This is a genomic window from Priestia sp. FW507-14D1A, assembly GCF_058781295.1.
On sequence record NZ_JBYSWQ010000002.1, the window covers coordinates 793,346 to 809,263 of the forward strand.

Sequence of the window (15,918 nt, forward strand, 5' to 3'; positions counted from 1 at the left end):
GTAATGAGCTACTCATTTAAAGCAATGAATACCGAATTTAACGTATATCAGCTTGAAACACATGTCAGCCAAAAAGTGGAGAGCTGGTGTTATCTTGTAGAAGAAACCCTAAGCCGATTTCTTCCAACAAGCGAACTTTCACAGCTTAATTCGCTGAACGGAAGATTATTTTTACCGTCAAAAATGTTGTATGAAGCTGTAAAAACAGCCTCTTACTATTACAATGAGACAAACGGAATTTTCAACCCATTTCTGTATCATTCTATTCAAACTCTAGGATATGACCAAAGTTTTGAACAACTGCCTAACAATCAGCTTCCTCAAGAAGTAGCAGCTTTTGATGCTGTTAACCCTCTTATGATTCATAAAGGAATGAGAAGTATTCACCTTGCTTCTAATGTCGGCCTGGATTTAGGCGGAATCGCAAAAGGTTGGAGCATTCAGCAAATGGCGAATCAATTAAAGAAAAAAGGAACTTCACTTGGGGCAATCGATGGAGGCGGTGATATTGTAACATGGGGGCCTGCTAGCAAGCACTGGTCTATTGCGCTCTCTCATCCATTTGACTTATCAAAAAATCTCATGAGTATTAAAGTAAAGAGCAACAGCGGCATTGCCACAAGCAGTGTAGGCAAGCGTTTGTGGAAAGTAAACGGCCACACTCACCATCATATTATTGACGGCAGAATCAGCAAGCCTAGTTCATCAGAACTTCTGCAAGCAACGGTTGTTTCAGAAGACTTGACCGTTGCTGAAGTCTATGCAAAATGCATGCTTATTCTCGGATGGGACGCCGGATTAAGATTAGCTAAAATGCATCACCCTTCTTTAGAGGTCATTGCGGTTACAAAAGAAGGCAAGGTGTTAATCGAAAAAAATGTGAAAGGTCAGGTATACCATTATGGCTACTCTCCTCGCGCAATTTAGTTCCCACTTTCCCGTTTGGAATACCATTCGGGCAGCCGGCTTAACCTCTTATTTACTCATGTTTGTATCGGTTGCCGCTGGCATTTCTCACAGCTTTTCATTTTTTAAACCAAAACGAAAAAAACAGCTTTTGCTGGTTCATCAATCATCAGGGTGGTTCGGGTTATTATTTGGTATGATTCACGGACTTGTTTTATCATTTGATCAATCTATTCATTTTTCACTTTCTGACATTTTAATTCCGTTCACTTCCGATTACAAACCAATTAGCACAGGTCTTGGTACTATTTCACTCTACATTTTATTCGTACTGATCATCACATCCGATTTTATAAAACAGCTGGGGAGAAAAACATGGAAAGCTATTCATTTTCTTGCTTTTCCAGGCTATTTGCTTGCACTGTATCACGGCATTACTTCTGGAACAGATACACAGCAGCCGCTTGTTCTTGAGATGTACAGCATCACTGGCTGCACCGTTTTGATTTTGCTTTTTTTACGAATTCAACACCAGTCAGCTCCTAAGAACCAAAAAAAAGCTCAGGAAAACTAAAAAACGCACTCTATCATAGAGTGCGTTTTTTCTCATCCGCGTCCTGCTTGGAATGATGGGTACTGTGTCATACCGCCGTCAGCAAAGAGCGTAATCCCTGTTACATAACTTGCCTCTGAAGAAGCTAACCATGCAGCAACCGCTGCAATTTCTTCCGGCTCTCCGATGTATCCCATTGGAATCATGCTTTCTACATCTGCACGCTGCTCAGGATCAGCAAATTTTTCAGCGTTAATCGGTGTATTAATCGCTCCCGGTCCAATGTTATTTACACGAATACCTTTTGGAGCGTATTCTAATGCAAGTGTTTCAGTCATGAGCTTCATTCCGCCTTTACTTGCTGCGTAATGAACAAATAACGGCCAAGGAATTTTCTCGTGAACACTCGACATGTTAATAACTGTTCCCTTAATATCATTTTCCACAAAATATTTAATCGCTTCACGGCTGCCTAAAAATGCTCCCGTTAAGTTCGTATCAATGACTTTATTCCAATCGCTTAAAGACATTTCATGAGATGAAACCGGATTTTCCATTCCTGCGTTATTAATCATAACGTCTAACTTTCCAAATTCTTTAATAGCAGATTGAACTAGATTGATCACGTCAGACTCAACTGTTACGTCACCTTTAACGGCAATTGCCTCTCCGCCGACTTTTTTAATTTCTTCTAAAACGCTGTTAGCTTCTTCTTCTTTCGAACGATAATTCACAACTACTTTGGCTTTTTCTGTCGCAAAGCGAATCGCCATTGATTTTCCCAAACCGGTAGATGAACCTGTTATGACAACTACTTTTCCTTCTAAATCTTTATACATTGTTAATACCCTCCTAGTTAGCTTTTGGCGAGCCCTAACATGACTCCTGCTATGATGATCAGTATAATTCCAATAATAATCCCAACTAGCTGACGCTTCGTTTTCTTCTCACCTAAAATAATGATCCCGCCTAATGTTGAAATGACGATTCCCATTTGGGAAAGCGAAAAGCTTGTCGCTACGCCTACTTTAGGTTGTGAGATGAATAAAAACATATTACCAGCGGCCCAAATAAGACCTGGGATAATGTTGCGAATTGCATATTTATTAAATGGCTTATGCTTAAACGTCAGCAATACTCCTCCAATAACCATACCAATCGCTTGAGGTAATAAAGCCGACCATCCGTCTACATTAAATAGACGGGCTACTACAACATAAACTAAATAACCAACGGTTGAAATTAATAAAATAACAATTCCTTTTTTGAAGTTTCCTTTTCCTTCTTCAGCCTCTTTCTCTTCTTTGCTTTGAAGTGATGCTAAAACAATCCCTACAATAATAAAGATAAGAGCGAGCACACCAAGAATGATTGAAGTTTTTGTAGACCACTCGTGAAACACAATTACTCCAAATAATGAAGTGGAAACTAATTGAAGCCCAGTTGAAATAGGCATCGTTTTAGAAACTCCAATTAAATCAATACTTTTCAGCTGATTACTTTGTCCAACTGCCCAAAATAGCCCCGATACAACTCCAACGCCAAAGATTAAAGGTGTAAGCGTAGGGTGTACAAAAATATAAATACCTATGGAGAAAATCAAAGCTCCCAATGTAGTTCCAAGCGTTTGACTATAAGGTCCTCCGCCTAGTTTCACATTGAAAAGCACAATGCTTCCCCAAAATATGGCTGGTAAGACGGCTAAAAATATGTCCATGTTTCAAAACCTTCCTGTGCTAAAATTAAATGTCAAAGTGCATATTCCCCAATTTTTCCGCCATTAATCCTTTTTCAGGGACATTTTATGAATTAATGACCGCACGAAATATTCTTTGGATAGCGAAAACTGTATACCTTAATTTGTTCTAGGAGAGAAAAAGATATACTTTCTAACGCAAAAAAACAGCTTTTCCAAATAAAAGCTGTTCTGTATCATTTAATTTATTTTTAACATATAGCGATTAATAGGTCTCCCCACTCTGCCGTATTCAACTGATAATTTCAGCTCGTTTTCCTGTTCTAAAAACTCTAAATACCTTCTTGCCGTCACACGCGCAATTCCTACGCCGTCCGCTACTTCTTCAGCAGAAATTGGATGATTTTGTTCGGAAAGATATTGTTGTATCCTCCTTAGCGTAACCGCATTTAGCCCTTTTGGAAGCAAATCGGCTTTTTCTTCGAATTGCTGAAACAGCATAGAATCTAATTCAGACTGAGTAATATGTTCTTTTTGACTTATTTTAACTTGAAACGAACGATACTGCTCAAGCGCTTGCTTCATTCGTTCAAACTTGAACGGTTTCATAATATAATCCACCGCCCCGTATTGAAGAACTTTCCGTACGGTTTCAATATCACTTGCAGCCGTAACTGCTATCACGTCTGTTTTATAGCCATTTGCTCGAATTTGCTGTAAGGTAGTTAAGCCATCTTGACTAGGCATATACATATCAATAATCGTTAAATCAGGCTGATGCTGTTTAATGAGTTGCATACCCTCTAAACCATTCGAAGCTGCAGCGATAACGATGAACCCTTCAACTTGTTCAATAAATTGGCGATTCACTTCTTGTACCATAGGATCGTCTTCTATGAGAAGCACCGTCCATTCTTTTTTATTCATTTCCCACTCCCCCTATAAAAAGAATGTAATGATGAAAGTCGTTCCAACATCTACTTCTGACTCTACTTCGATCTGACCGTTTCCTTTTTCAACAATTTGTTTCACTAAATGCAAACCAATTCCTCTATTTTCCTTTGCCTTGGTTGAAAAACCTTCATCAAAGATTCTCTCTACTTGATCCTCATTCATGCCACACCCGTTATCTTCAACTAATATAGAAAGAATCCCGTCATTTTGTTCCATACTTATATAGATCTTCCGTTCACGACGCTCCAAATGTTGATATGAATCAAAAGCGTTCTCAATTAAGTTACCAATAATAATCACAAAATCATGATGGTCTAGGTAAGGAGGAAATGAGCGAAGCTCACTGTGGCGATCGATAGCTAACTCAATTCCGAGTTCTTTGGCACGGCTGACTTTGCTCAACAGCAATCCCGATATACTTTCATCTTTAATATGCTTATGAAGAAACTGGGTGAGCTCTTCTTGCTGTTCAGACACTTGAAAAACATACTGAAGAGCCTTGTCTTTATTTCCAAGTTGGATAAGCCCTGCAATCGTATGAAGTTTATTCATGTATTCATGGTTTTGAACTCTAAGAGCGCTTACAAATGATTTAACTCCTGTTAACTCTTCAGCTAATTTTTTAACTTCCGTTCGGTCTTGAAAAATAGCGACCGCACCGACTGTGTGATTATTAACCTTAATCGGCACACGATTGCTTAAAATATTCAAATTCCGAACTTGAAGCTCTCGATTATAAACAGGCTGATTAAGCTGCAGAATTTCTGGAAGTCTTGTATCTGGAATCACATCATAGATCTTTTTTCCAATTACCTCATCGGGTACATCCATCATAATTTTCGCTTTATGATTAAAAATAGTGATGTTCTCCTCTTTATCAATGGCAATGACTCCTTCATGCATGGCATTAAAGGTCTCCGTTCGTTCTACGAACAAACGAGCAATTTCATGAGGTTCAAGCTCAAACATCTCTTTTTTGATACGAGATGCAAGCGCCCACGCTCCCCATCCTCCAAAAAAAAGAGCAAGACCTGAGATAAGAAAAATTTCTTTTTTTAAACTTAAAATGACCTCTGTAAATTTCGGAAGAAGATAGCCTGAGACGACTACGCCTACTTGTTCATGCTGATCGTTCACAACGGGCACAAAAGAGCGAATGACCATTCCGCCTTCTCCTTTTGCTTTATCGGTATAGGTATGTTCTGCAAACGCCTGTCCCTCATCATCTCCTTTAGAGATTTTTCCAATCATGCTTTGCAAAGGGTGAGACAAACGTTCATGATTCATATTCATAACCACTACATAATAAGCACCGTGAATAATGCGAATCGGCTCTACAATTTGATTAATGTTCTTGCTATCTCTTTCAATTTTTTCTCGAATTTCAGGCATTTCAGCAACTGTTCTCGAAGTGATTAAAGCCCTTTGCTCTAAATCGTTTTCTTTTGACTGTACAAAATTATTAATCACCACGATACTTGCTAAAAACAACGAAAAGACCACGATAAAAAAGATTAACCCCGTCATTTTCGTTTGCATCGATAAGCGCGTCATAGCGGAACACCTACTGCTGATTGAAGTTTATTTTAATTTTACCACGTTGAGAAATTGCGTGTTAGAATATTTGTAGAGAAAAATTATTGAATCGCGGGGTTGGACATTTTGAAGATGTTTATAGGGGCAAGTATCATTGTCAGCGTTTTCTTGATGATCTATGTTTTTTTGCAGTATACGGTTATAAATCAAGATAATGTGTATCATGACGATGAGCAAAAAGGATTAAATAAACAAATTGTGATTAATTTTAGCCACGTTGTAGCCGAAAACACTCCAAAAGGCTTAGCCGCTCAAAAATTTGCTGAAATCGTTAATCAAAAATCGGATGGCAAAGTTAAAATTGAAGTATATTCAAACGGTGTATTGTATTCAGACGACGAAGAACTTGCCGCCCTTCGCCGAAATGATGTACAAATGATTGCACCTTCCATTTCAAAGCTAAGCGACCTCTCCCCTACGTGGCAACTTTTTGATCTTCCCTTCATTTTCGATGATTACAGCGAGGCAAAACAAGTGTTTACCGGTAAAATCGGACAGGATTTGTTGAGTACGCTGCAAGAGAAAAACATTAAAGGGCTTGCGTTATGGAGCAACGGCTTTAAACAAATGACTAGCAATACGAAACCTTTGCTCCATCCAGCAGATTTTCAAGGTCAAACGTTTCGCATTATGCCAAGTGAAGTAATCAAAAAACAATTCGAACTTCTTGGCGCCAAGCCTCAGGCTGTCTCGTTTAATAAAGTATATCAATCCCTCGAACGACAGGAATTTGATGGACAGGAAAATACCATTTCTAATATTTATTCAAAACGTTTGTACGAGCTGCAAAAATATATGACCATCAGCAACCATGGATACTTGGGCTATGCTGTTTTAATGGATGAAAAGTATTGGGACAACCTCCCTGAAGATGTAAAACAACTATTAAGTGATGCAATGGTAGAAACAACTAACTGGATTTGGACTCAATCAAAAATGATGAACGATGAACAGCTGCAGCAAATAAAAAATAAATCTGGCATGCGCGTTTATTACTTAAATGATTTACAAAAAGCCGAATGGAAAAAACAGTTTAACTCTCTTTATCAATCGTTTGAAAACAATGCAACAAAACAAACGCTTGATATCATTCAGCAAATAAAAAATATCGAAAGCAAAAAGTGATGACTATATGTTCATCACTTTTTTTGACCAAAATGACCAAAAAGAACATTATCACCAGAAATATAAATAGTTAAAATTATCAGTTAATATAAGGATAAGAATAATGTAAGCGTTAACAAAAATATTCTCGAAAGGAGCATTACGTATGAAATTAAGTTTTAAAAATCTAACTGTTCAAGTTGTTATCGGTATCCTTCTTGGTATTGCAATTGGCTTCATGTTTCCTGAATTTGGAGCTAAATTAAAAGTATTGGCTGATATCTTCATTAAACTAATTAAGATGGTGATTGCCCCAATTATTTTCTTAACAGTGGTCATCGGTATCGGAAGCATGGGAGACTTAAAGAAAGTGGGACGAATTGGAGGTAAAGCTCTTTTATACTTTGAGATTGTCACTACTTTTGCCTTAGCAATTGGAATTATCGTTGTAAACTTTATTAAACCTGGGGCTGGCTTTAATATCAATGGCGCAAACGGAGCTGATGTTACTCAATATACGCAGCAAGCAGCTGAAGCGGAGCATGGCTTTATGGAGTTTATCATGGGAATTATTCCAGACAGCGTATTTGGCGCAATGGCAAATGGTGAATTATTGCCAATCTTATTCTTTGCCGTACTATTTGGAATGGCTACAGCTACACTCGGCGAAAAAGCGGCTCCTGTCATTACGTTCTTTGAACGCTGTACAGATATTTTCTTTGGCATTGTTAATATGATTATGAAACTTTCACCTATTGCGGCGTTTGGAGCGATGGCTTATACGATCGGTAACTTTGGAATAGGCTCTCTTCAAAAACTCGGTTTCTTAATGGGATCTGTTTACATTACTATGTTCTTATTTATTGTATTTGTACTTGGAACCATTGCTAAGATTTATGGATTTAATATTTTTAAATTCATTGCTTTTATTAAAGAAGAAATTCTACTTGTATTAGGTACGTCTTCTTCGGAATCTGCACTGCCAAAAATGATGGACAAAATGGAGAAGTACGGATGTTCAAAATCGGTGGTAGGACTTGTCATTCCAACTGGTTACTCATTTAACCTAGATGGAACAGCCATCTACTTATCCATGGCTGCTATCTTTATCGCTCAAGCGTATGGAGTCGACCTGTCGTTAATGCAAGAGATTACGCTGCTTGGTATTTTAATGCTAACGTCTAAAGGAGCTGCCGGAGTTACTGGCTCTGGATTTATTACACTAGCCGCTACGCTTGCTGCATTCCCAATGATTCCAGTTGAAGGAATCGCGCTGTTAATCGGGGTAGACCGCTTCATGTCGGAAGCTCGTGCTATTACGAACTTAATTGGAAATGGTGTAGCAACTGTAGTTGTATCGAAAATGGAAAATGAATTTCATCCTCCTGTAGAAACAGTACAAGATGTTAATTCCGCACCTCCATTAGCTAAATAATAAAAAAAGACCCCCTCACAGGGGTCTTTTTTTATTATTAATGCGTTTCTTTTTTAGAACGTCCGCTAAGTTTCCCAACAACAACAACTAAAATAGCTAACAAAATAGGAACAATCGTATGCAAATACGGATTTAATCCTTCTAATACATGTCCCACCGCTTTGTCTTTAAAGATCATTTCACCAGCAGTATAGCCAAGAAGCGCTGCTCCGGCAATGATGATAATTGGAAATTTTTCCATAATTTTCATCAAAAGCTGACTTCCCCAAATGATTAACGGAATGCTGATAACAAGACCAAGGATAATGAGTAGAATATTGCCGTTAGCCGCACCCGCAACCGCTACTACGTTATCTAAACTCATAACAAGATCCGCTATAATAATTGTTTTAATAGCACCTGCTAGAGTTGAATTCGCTTTAATATCTCCGTCATCTTCACCTTTTAAAAGACTAATCGCAATCCATAGAAGAAGCAGGCCTCCGATGAAATTTAAAAATGGGATTGTTAATAAATATACAGCGACAAACGTTAGCCCTACACGTAATACAACCGCTCCTAATGTACCGAAAACAACCGCTTTGTTTCGATGCTGGTCCGGAAGATTCCGACAAGCTAAAGCAATCACGACTGCGTTATCGCCACTCAGTACAATGTTAATCAGTAAAATTTCTAAAAGATTTAAAATAAAACTCTGATCCATAAAAAAACTCCTTGATTGATTTTTATTAGTCTATTTCTCTATCTCTTATTTCATTACTAGAAATAGAGAACTAAAACTCTATCAATATAACCCGTTCTTACCCTTTAATGAAGAGAAGTAGTTATTTCACTAACAGTATTTTATCACTAAAAAGAAATTTGAAATAGGTATTTGTAAAGGAAAAGTCAGTTCATTACAATAAATCAAACCTTATCCTTTATCTTTCATCTGTTTTTCACCATCACCCTCTACTATTAGTAGCAGGAGAGCATTTATAAAAAACAGAGTAATTTTTATAAATAATACAAGCCTCCAATTGCTTCTTCATTATTTTGTAGTTTTTCGGCAGCTACGATATAAGAAGGGAGAAAATAGGTATGATTTTAAAAGCATTAAAAACAAATAAATTATTAACTATTAACTATCAAAACAACGGTTTTGTTCAAACGGTAAAAGGTTATATTCAAAACTTAAACTTACTCGAACAAACGCTTCTATTAAAAGATGAAAATCAGCATGTACGATCACTTCGCCTATCAAGCATTAAAAATATTTATTGATAAAAAAAAGGAGAAATTCACGTTCCCATAACCATAAAAAGATCCGAACGATGAATCGTTCGGATCTTTTTTAAACTAAATAAAAAACTTTTGTCCTATCCTCTTTTTATTTAACTCACTGTATGACGTGCAATTACTTCTTTAATTGATTCATATACAATTTCAACCATTGTTTTTAATTCTTCGTCTGTCATTGAAAGAATAGGCATCATCGTAATCACAGGACCTAGCTCTCTAATAATTAAACCTTTTTGACGAGCCGCTAAAATGATGTCTCCCATCACTTTTTTATCTTCAAAAATAGACTTTGTTTGGCGGTCTTTCACAACTTCGATTCCTGCCATTAATCCTCTTTGTCTAATGTCTCCCACGTTGGGCAGTTCATAAAGCTTTAATAGATAACGTTTAAAAACTTTTTCCTTTTCTTTTACACTACGAATTAACTCCCTTTCTTCTATCAGTTCAATATTTCTAAGCGCTACTGTACAGGCTAATTGATTTCCGGTATACGTATGTCCATGAAAGAACGTTTTATTTTCATCTGGATGAGCTAAAAAAGCATTAAATATCTGTTCGCTTGTTAACGTAGCCGCAAGCGGCATATACCCTCCTGTTATCCCTTTTCCTACACACATAATATCCGGTACAACATCTTCTTGTTCACATGCAAACAGCGTTCCGGTTCGTCCAAATCCAACGGCTACTTCATCACAAATCAGCAATACCCCGTACGCTTTGCACAGACGCTCTACTTGTTTAAAAAAACCTGGAGGATGTGTAATAATACCCGCGGCTCCTTGAACAAGCGGTTCAATAATCAAACCGGCTACTTCTTCTCCTTTGTTCTGCAAGAGCTTCTCTAGCTGTTGAATACAGTAAGCTGAAGCTTGCTCTTCCGTTTCTACCCCGTCCATACGGTAAGTATAAGGAGAAGGTGCGGGAATTCGTTCAAACAGCAAAGGCTTAAAGATGCGATGAAATAAATCCATGCCTCCCACACTGACTGCCCCAATTGTATCTCCATGATATGCCTCATTCAATGAGATAAATTTATTTTTGTTTTTGTACTTTACAGAGTCGAGATTTTGCCAATATTGATAGGCAATTTTCAATGCAATTTCGACAGCGGCGGAGCCTGTATCAGAGTAGAAGACTTTCGATAAGCTGCCAGGGGTAATTTCCGCTAGCTTTTTGGCTAACAAAATAGATGGAACGTTTGCGGATCCAAGCAGCGTAGAATGCGCTAATTTTTCCACTTGTATATGTAAAGCTGTATTTAATTCCGGATCATTATGTCCATGCACGTTCACCCATAGAGAAGCGTATCCATCTAAATATTTGTTTCCCTCTACATCATATAAATAGCTTCCTTCTCCTCTTTCAATAATAAGAGGGTTGGATTGACGGTAAGCTTTCATTTGCGTAAAGGGATGCCATACATATTCTTTATCCCATTTCTCCAGCTCAGCTTTTTGATACGGCACAGTCAAACACCTCCTGAATATGTTGAATAACACTTTTTTGCCTCATCATTTTCTCAATATATGCATCTAACTCTTCATCGATATGTGTGAATACTGGAACGGTCATTAAAGATGATATTTGAAGCAGCTTTTCAATCGTTCGAATATTATCGTTATGAATGATACTGCTGTGATTAAAACGATTAAAAATGAGTCCGTTGATTTTAAGGTGATGCTCACTTGCATATGAAAAGGTAGAAAGCGCATCGTGAATAGCTCCTAACCCTGTTGTTCCAACAGCAATAACCCGCATCTGTGCATCTATGATCAAATCTTTTGTCATATAGAACGTTGTTTCCTTCTCAATTAAAGGTACGGCAAGACCTCCCGCTCCTTCTACGAGCACTACATCAAATTTCTTTTTTAATTCATTAATGCGTTTTAAGACGATTGAAGGCTCTACTTGCTTGTTGCTCAGTGCAATAGCCAAATGAGGAGACGTCTCCGGCTTTAACTGATAAATACCCGTATCTGCTACTCCGAGCCTTGTTTCAAACCAGTGAATATCCGGATAACCTCCAATTTTGTCTTGGTAGCCGGTTTGAAATGGTTTGCAAATTGTCGTTTTTATTCCTAGACGACCAAGTACTTTATACAAAATACTTGTAACCAGGGTTTTTCCAATATCTGTTCCAGTTCCCGTAATAAAATACGCTTTGCCCATTTTCTTTTCTCTCCTTTTTTTCTATGTCTTAGTTACCCCGCTTTAACCCGCTTTGATGACAAACGACTAAATCGAGGCTGCATTCGGTGAATCAGCACTGAACATAAAATACACAACAAAAGATCTCCAGGCATTGGCAAAACAGCTCCAAAAAGAAGTGTATCGCTCAGTGAAAGAGGCTTTTCAATTATCCATTTCATTGCTCCGTAAAGCCAAAAGCAGCCGACTGCGTACACAATAGCTAACGTAGATAAATTAGCTGAAAAGATAGAAAAAGGTTTCTTTAAGTCATATTTTTGAATAAGGTAGCCGTTCATAAATGCACCCATAGCATAGCCAATTAAATAGCCAAACGTTGGTTTGAAAATATACCCTAAACCTCCTCCTTCTGCAAAAACCGGAACACCGATTAACCCAATACCTATGTAGCATAGCTGACTATACAAACCTAAACGCGGACCTAACAGCGCACCGGCTAAATAAACAGGAACAATTTGAAGAGTAAACGGTATGTAGGGAATAGGAATTTTTATAAATGCACCAATCGCCGTTAAAGCTGCAAATAAGGAAACATACGCCATTGTTTTCGGTTTCATATTCACCCTCCTTTCTCTTTTCGCTGCTTTAAGTTTGCAATAATTCCTTTTTATTTGTCAACTTAATTTTATTTTAAGTTTACAAATAAACAATAAAAAAAGACGCAAAAGCCCAGGCTTTTGCGTCTTTTTTTATAAAATTACTTTTTTGTCGTCTTTAAGCTGCACTTCTTGACGGCTGATAGATAAATCAACTTTCTTTTTTACACGTGCGTGATAATAAGCATAAAACAGCAGCGCTAGTGGAATACCGACATACAGTGCCATTCGCTGTTCTGCATCAAATGCCATGCTTCCCAATACAATTGTATTTAATACTAATGCGATTAAAGGTAATACCGGGTAAAGAGGGACTTTAAATTTTAAATCCTCGATTTGCCCTCCTTGATTTATATATCTTTTTCTAAATGCAAGCAGTGATGCAGCAATCGTAATCCAGCCGATTTGTGCACCTAAACCCGCTGCAGAAATGAGCCATACAAATACTGTTTCTTGAGCAAAGAATCCTGAAAGTAAAGATAAAAGCGCAATGCCTAATGTTAAAAGCAGAGCATTCATCGGCACACCGCGTTTATTTACTTTCATGAAAGCCGAACTTGCCATGTTATCTTTTGACAATGAATACAGCATACGCGTTGCTGCATAAAGACCTGAGTTAGCTACAGATAACAGTGCCGTTAGGATAACAAAGTTCATAATATCTGCTGCATATGGAATACCAATTTGGTCAAATACAACAACAAATGGACTCTCAACTACGCCTGCTTTTTCAAGCGGAATCATACCCGCTAAGACAGCTACAGCTAGTACAAAAAATACAAGCGTTCTCCATACCGTTTGTTTAATTGCTCTTGGTACAGTCTTGTCTGGGTTTTCACTTTCCCCAGCCGCTACACCAATAAGCTCCGTGCCTTGGAATGAAAAGTTAACTGTAATCATGGTAATCAACACGGCACTAATTCCGTGAGGAAACACACCGTGAGCCGTATAATTAGAGAAAAGCGGTGCGCTGTCTCCATTACTTAATGGAAGAAAACCAAACATAGCAGCTCCACCAAGCACGATAAATAAAATAATAGCTAACACTTTAATGCTGGCAAACCAAAACTCCGCTTCACCAAACGCTTTAGCTGACAGTGCATTTAATGAGAATAATAAAAGGGCAAATATAGCACACCAGATCCATACAGGAGAATCAGGAAACCATCTTTGCATAAGCTGACCTGCTGACAAAAATTCTAATGCAACCGTTACAGCCCACCCCAACCAATATAACCATCCAAAAGCGAAACCAACACCAGGGCCAATAAATTTTGTTGTATATGTCTGAAACGAACCGGAAACTGGCATTGCTACTGCAAGTTCCCCTAAGCAAAGCATTGTTAAATACATAATGAAGCCACCTACGATAAACGAAAGGATAGCTCCAATCGCTCCTGCTTGGCTAATCGTGTATCCTGTTCCTAAAAAGAAACCTGTACCGATAACCCCGCCGAGCGAAATCATAAACAAATGTCTGCTTTTCATCGTCTTTTTTAATTCATTTGTTTGCTGTTGTCCTTCTATCATATTAACGACATTTCCTTTCAACCTATTTATTACGAGATATTACCTAGAAAAAAATTAATAAACCTTTGTTTTCTATGCATATTTACTTACATATTTATGCGGTGTTCTCAATTTAAATGAAACAGCCTTTTGTAATCTTAACATAATGCTCACTAGATTTAAAATGTTTTTCTGCAAAAGTAAAATGAATTTTTCTTGAATAGTGTGATTTTCTTTTACTGTGGATATTCATAACCATTTTTCTGCAAATGAATAGGTGATGCAACAAGAAAAAAAGCTGTGCTTTCGTCTTAGAAAGCACAGCTTTTTTTAACTTTTTACCAAACAAACAATCCAACAATCATAGCACTTAATAACGAAACAGCGATACCGCTCACAAGCAGTTTCCATACGTTTTTTCCAATAATCGTTGATTTACCTTCTGATAACGTAGAATTATACGTCCCATAAATCATACCCACCGTACTGAAGTTAGCAAAAGATGTTAAGAATGTTGTAGCAACTGCAATCGTATGCGGTGGAAGTGTATCTAGATTTTTCTTCAAATCCATCATTGCCACGAATTCATTTGTTGCTAGCTTGATACCCATCAGCTGAGCTACGTACATTGCATCATGTCCCGTTAGCCCTAGTAAGAATGCGAATGGACTAAAGATATAAGAGAAAATCTTTTGTACAGTCAAGCCGTCTACGATAACGCCTAAAATACCGTTAAGCGCAGATGTAAGAGCTACATATCCAATAACCATCGCTAAAATAACAATAACCATGTTCATTCCGACTAACATACTGTTTGAAATGGTAGAGAAAAAGTCTTTTTTCTCCGACTTTGGCGGTACGTAAATCATATCTTCTTCTTTTGTAACATGAACTGGATTCAATAAGCTCACTAAAATAAGCGCGTTTAAACAGTTCAGTGGAATTGCTGTAAACACATACGTAGCGGGAACCATCGTTAAATAAGCACCGATAATAGATCCGCTAATACTGCTCATACTCATAATTCCAAACGTAAGCAAACGGTTGTCTTTTAACACAGAAAGCTGATTACGAATAACCGCTAATGCTTCCGTATTTCCTAAAAACATCATTTGAATAGCGAAAAAGCTTTCTAATTTAGGCAAACGAGAAACTTTCGAAATGACCCAGCCTACTTTATCAATAATCCACGTTAAAATACCAAAGTAAGATAAAATATCAAAAAATGTCACGACAAAGATGATAGGCAGTAATGCACTGAAGAAAAAGTCAACCGTTTCATTTCCCATCACGGATGGGAACGCAAAAGCAATTCCATCGTTAGCACAGGAAATTAGCCAAGTAAAGAACGAAGCAATCTTATTAATAATCCATGTTCCGATTGAAGTGCCTAACATAAACCAAGTAATGAGGACTTCAACGACTAGCAGTGAAGCAATAGGACGCCACTTTATTTCTTTCTTTTTAGGAGAACATAAAAAGACGACACCCATTACGACAAAAACGCCTAATAAATTTAATAAAAAGTACATGCAAGCCACTCCCAGGTGTGTATTTGAAAAACAAAAAAAGCTCTTACTTTTCATAAATTCTGACAATAACAGAAAGTATGAAAAGTAAGAGCTTTGAAAGAAGACTGTACTCATGAGAATACGCCCTTCTTTTTGCTGCTTATATCCAAACTTTCTTGTAGTCTAGTTTTTTACGGTTACTAGGTAGAGACTATCAGACCATATTACTGATAATATACAAGATCGTAATCTTAGCTGTATTCAATTGATATGAACAAATTCTACCCTTTATTTTTTTAATAATCAACACTTTAAAAGTTTTTCGGAATAATAAAATTGGTATGAAAATTCTATTTATTTATTACTTCTTTTGAACTACTCATCAGAAAATTACACAAAAAAAGTGAATTTAACCGTTCTTTTAACTCAATTATTTTCCTATTTTTGAAACAAAGAATTTGATTCTTTGATGAGTATGTTTAAATATCTACTTCGCTTTTCATTTAATTCCTCAAAAAAATATTTCATTTTTACGACTTGAGGCGTAGAAAAAAATAATCCTGCTGTTC

At 37.3% G+C, this 15,918-nt stretch carries 15 protein-coding genes and 1 riboswitch; of the genes, 5 read left to right on the top strand and 10 right to left on the bottom strand.

Annotation, left to right across the window (positions count from 1 at the left end; genetic code table 11):
* The first annotated feature begins 3 nt into the window (after positions 1-3).
* Entirely contained in the window at positions 4-927 is a 924-nt protein-coding gene (locus AC3WJG_RS12390; protein WP_337133800.1) for an FAD:protein FMN transferase, read from the top strand.
* On the top strand, positions 902-1,480 hold the full coding sequence (locus AC3WJG_RS12395) for a ferric reductase-like transmembrane domain-containing protein (protein WP_337133802.1): 579 nt from the start codon (positions 902-904) through the stop codon (positions 1,478-1,480). The genes AC3WJG_RS12390 and AC3WJG_RS12395 overlap by 26 nt, the downstream gene beginning before the upstream one ends.
* Before the next feature lie 32 nt (positions 1,481-1,512).
* Here the strand turns inward: AC3WJG_RS12395 and gdh are convergent, their stop codons facing one another.
* From gdh to AC3WJG_RS12415, 4 genes are all read right to left on the bottom strand, one after another.
* Positions 1,513-2,298, bottom strand: a complete 786-nt coding sequence (gdh, locus tag AC3WJG_RS12400; protein WP_043980290.1) for a glucose 1-dehydrogenase — start codon at positions 2,296-2,298, stop codon at positions 1,513-1,515.
* A 17-nt stretch (positions 2,299-2,315) separates the two neighbouring features.
* Complete coding sequence (locus AC3WJG_RS12405; RefSeq protein WP_028407570.1) at positions 2,316-3,176, bottom strand: RhaT/GlcU family sugar-proton symporter; 861 nt, start codon at positions 3,174-3,176, stop codon at positions 2,316-2,318.
* Between the two features lie 219 nt (positions 3,177-3,395).
* Positions 3,396-4,082, bottom strand: coding sequence for a response regulator (locus AC3WJG_RS12410; protein WP_028407569.1), 687 nt, complete (start codon positions 4,080-4,082; stop codon positions 3,396-3,398).
* A 12-nt stretch (positions 4,083-4,094) separates the two neighbouring features.
* Positions 4,095-5,663, bottom strand: a complete 1,569-nt coding sequence (locus AC3WJG_RS12415; RefSeq protein ID WP_028407568.1) for an ATP-binding protein — start codon at positions 5,661-5,663, stop codon at positions 4,095-4,097.
* Positions 5,664-5,771: 108 nt separating this feature from the next.
* Here AC3WJG_RS12415 and AC3WJG_RS12420 point away from each other — a divergent pair, with 108 nt between their 5' ends.
* Positions 5,772-6,830, top strand: a complete 1,059-nt coding sequence (locus AC3WJG_RS12420) for a DctP family TRAP transporter solute-binding subunit (protein WP_028407567.1) — start codon at positions 5,772-5,774, stop codon at positions 6,828-6,830.
* A gap of 145 nt (positions 6,831-6,975) precedes the next feature.
* Positions 6,976-8,244, top strand: a complete 1,269-nt coding sequence (locus AC3WJG_RS12425; protein ID WP_028407566.1) for a dicarboxylate/amino acid:cation symporter — start codon at positions 6,976-6,978, stop codon at positions 8,242-8,244.
* A 37-nt stretch (positions 8,245-8,281) separates the two neighbouring features.
* On the opposite strand, the gene AC3WJG_RS12430 is transcribed toward AC3WJG_RS12425, so the two are convergent.
* On the bottom strand, positions 8,282-8,947 hold the full coding sequence (locus AC3WJG_RS12430; RefSeq protein WP_050689286.1) for a TerC family protein: 666 nt from the start codon (positions 8,945-8,947) through the stop codon (positions 8,282-8,284).
* Positions 8,948-9,324: 377 nt separating this feature from the next.
* On the opposite strand from AC3WJG_RS12430, the gene AC3WJG_RS12435 reads away from it, so the two are divergent.
* The gene (locus AC3WJG_RS12435) at positions 9,325-9,507 is read left to right on the top strand and encodes a YolD-like family protein (protein WP_013081858.1); all 183 of its coding nucleotides are present in this window, start codon (positions 9,325-9,327) and stop codon (positions 9,505-9,507) included.
* A 110-nt stretch (positions 9,508-9,617) separates the two neighbouring features.
* Here the strand turns inward: AC3WJG_RS12435 and bioA are convergent, their stop codons facing one another.
* The 5 genes from bioA to AC3WJG_RS12460 all read right to left on the bottom strand — a co-directional run bounded on the left by bioA (position 9,618) and on the right by AC3WJG_RS12460 (position 15,370).
* On the bottom strand, positions 9,618-10,991 hold the full coding sequence (gene bioA, locus AC3WJG_RS12440; RefSeq protein ID WP_492588275.1) for an adenosylmethionine--8-amino-7-oxononanoate transaminase: 1,374 nt from the start codon (positions 10,989-10,991) through the stop codon (positions 9,618-9,620).
* A complete protein-coding gene (bioD, locus tag AC3WJG_RS12445) occupies positions 10,972-11,694 on the bottom strand; it encodes a dethiobiotin synthase (RefSeq protein ID WP_028407562.1) in 723 nt (240 codons plus the stop codon). Before bioD ends, bioA begins: the two co-directional genes overlap by 20 nt.
* 32 nt (positions 11,695-11,726) lie before the next feature.
* Positions 11,727-12,290, bottom strand: coding sequence for a biotin transporter BioY (locus tag AC3WJG_RS12450; RefSeq protein WP_060744865.1), 564 nt, complete (start codon positions 12,288-12,290; stop codon positions 11,727-11,729).
* A 132-nt stretch (positions 12,291-12,422) separates the two neighbouring features.
* A complete protein-coding gene (locus AC3WJG_RS12455) occupies positions 12,423-13,859 on the bottom strand; it encodes an amino acid permease (protein WP_013055535.1) in 1,437 nt (478 codons plus the stop codon).
* Positions 13,860-14,176: 317 nt separating this feature from the next.
* Complete coding sequence (locus AC3WJG_RS12460) at positions 14,177-15,370, bottom strand: NupC/NupG family nucleoside CNT transporter (RefSeq protein ID WP_013055534.1); 1,194 nt, start codon at positions 15,368-15,370, stop codon at positions 14,177-14,179.
* A gap of 138 nt (positions 15,371-15,508) precedes the next feature.
* A riboswitch (purine riboswitch) is annotated at positions 15,509-15,610 on the bottom strand.
* Positions 15,611-15,918: the final 308 nt, after the last annotated feature.

What these genes read in the sequence shown, in the direction of transcription:
- AC3WJG_RS12390 (WP_337133800.1), top strand. Translation starts at nt 4, where the DNA reads ATGAGCTACTCATTTAAAGCAATGAATACCGAATTTAACGTATATCAG.
- AC3WJG_RS12395 (WP_337133802.1), top strand. Translation starts at nt 902, where the DNA reads ATGGCTACTCTCCTCGCGCAATTTAGTTCCCACTTTCCCGTTTGGAAT.
- gdh (WP_043980290.1), bottom strand. Translation starts at nt 2,298, where the DNA reads ATGTATAAAGATTTAGAAGGAAAAGTAGTTGTCATAACAGGTTCATCT.
- AC3WJG_RS12405 (WP_028407570.1), bottom strand. Translation starts at nt 3,176, where the DNA reads ATGGACATATTTTTAGCCGTCTTACCAGCCATATTTTGGGGAAGCATT.
- AC3WJG_RS12410 (WP_028407569.1), bottom strand. Translation starts at nt 4,082, where the DNA reads ATGAATAAAAAAGAATGGACGGTGCTTCTCATAGAAGACGATCCTATG.
- AC3WJG_RS12415 (WP_028407568.1), bottom strand. Translation starts at nt 5,663, where the DNA reads ATGACGCGCTTATCGATGCAAACGAAAATGACGGGGTTAATCTTTTTT.
- AC3WJG_RS12425 (WP_028407566.1), top strand. Translation starts at nt 6,976, where the DNA reads ATGAAATTAAGTTTTAAAAATCTAACTGTTCAAGTTGTTATCGGTATC.
- AC3WJG_RS12430 (WP_050689286.1), bottom strand. Translation starts at nt 8,947, where the DNA reads ATGGATCAGAGTTTTATTTTAAATCTTTTAGAAATTTTACTGATTAAC.
- AC3WJG_RS12435 (WP_013081858.1), top strand. Translation starts at nt 9,325, where the DNA reads ATGATTTTAAAAGCATTAAAAACAAATAAATTATTAACTATTAACTAT.
- bioD (WP_028407562.1), bottom strand. Translation starts at nt 11,694, where the DNA reads ATGGGCAAAGCGTATTTTATTACGGGAACTGGAACAGATATTGGAAAA.
- AC3WJG_RS12450 (WP_060744865.1), bottom strand. Translation starts at nt 12,290, where the DNA reads ATGAAACCGAAAACAATGGCGTATGTTTCCTTATTTGCAGCTTTAACG.
- AC3WJG_RS12455 (WP_013055535.1), bottom strand. Translation starts at nt 13,859, where the DNA reads ATGATAGAAGGACAACAGCAAACAAATGAATTAAAAAAGACGATGAAA.
- AC3WJG_RS12460 (WP_013055534.1), bottom strand. Translation starts at nt 15,370, where the DNA reads ATGTACTTTTTATTAAATTTATTAGGCGTTTTTGTCGTAATGGGTGTC.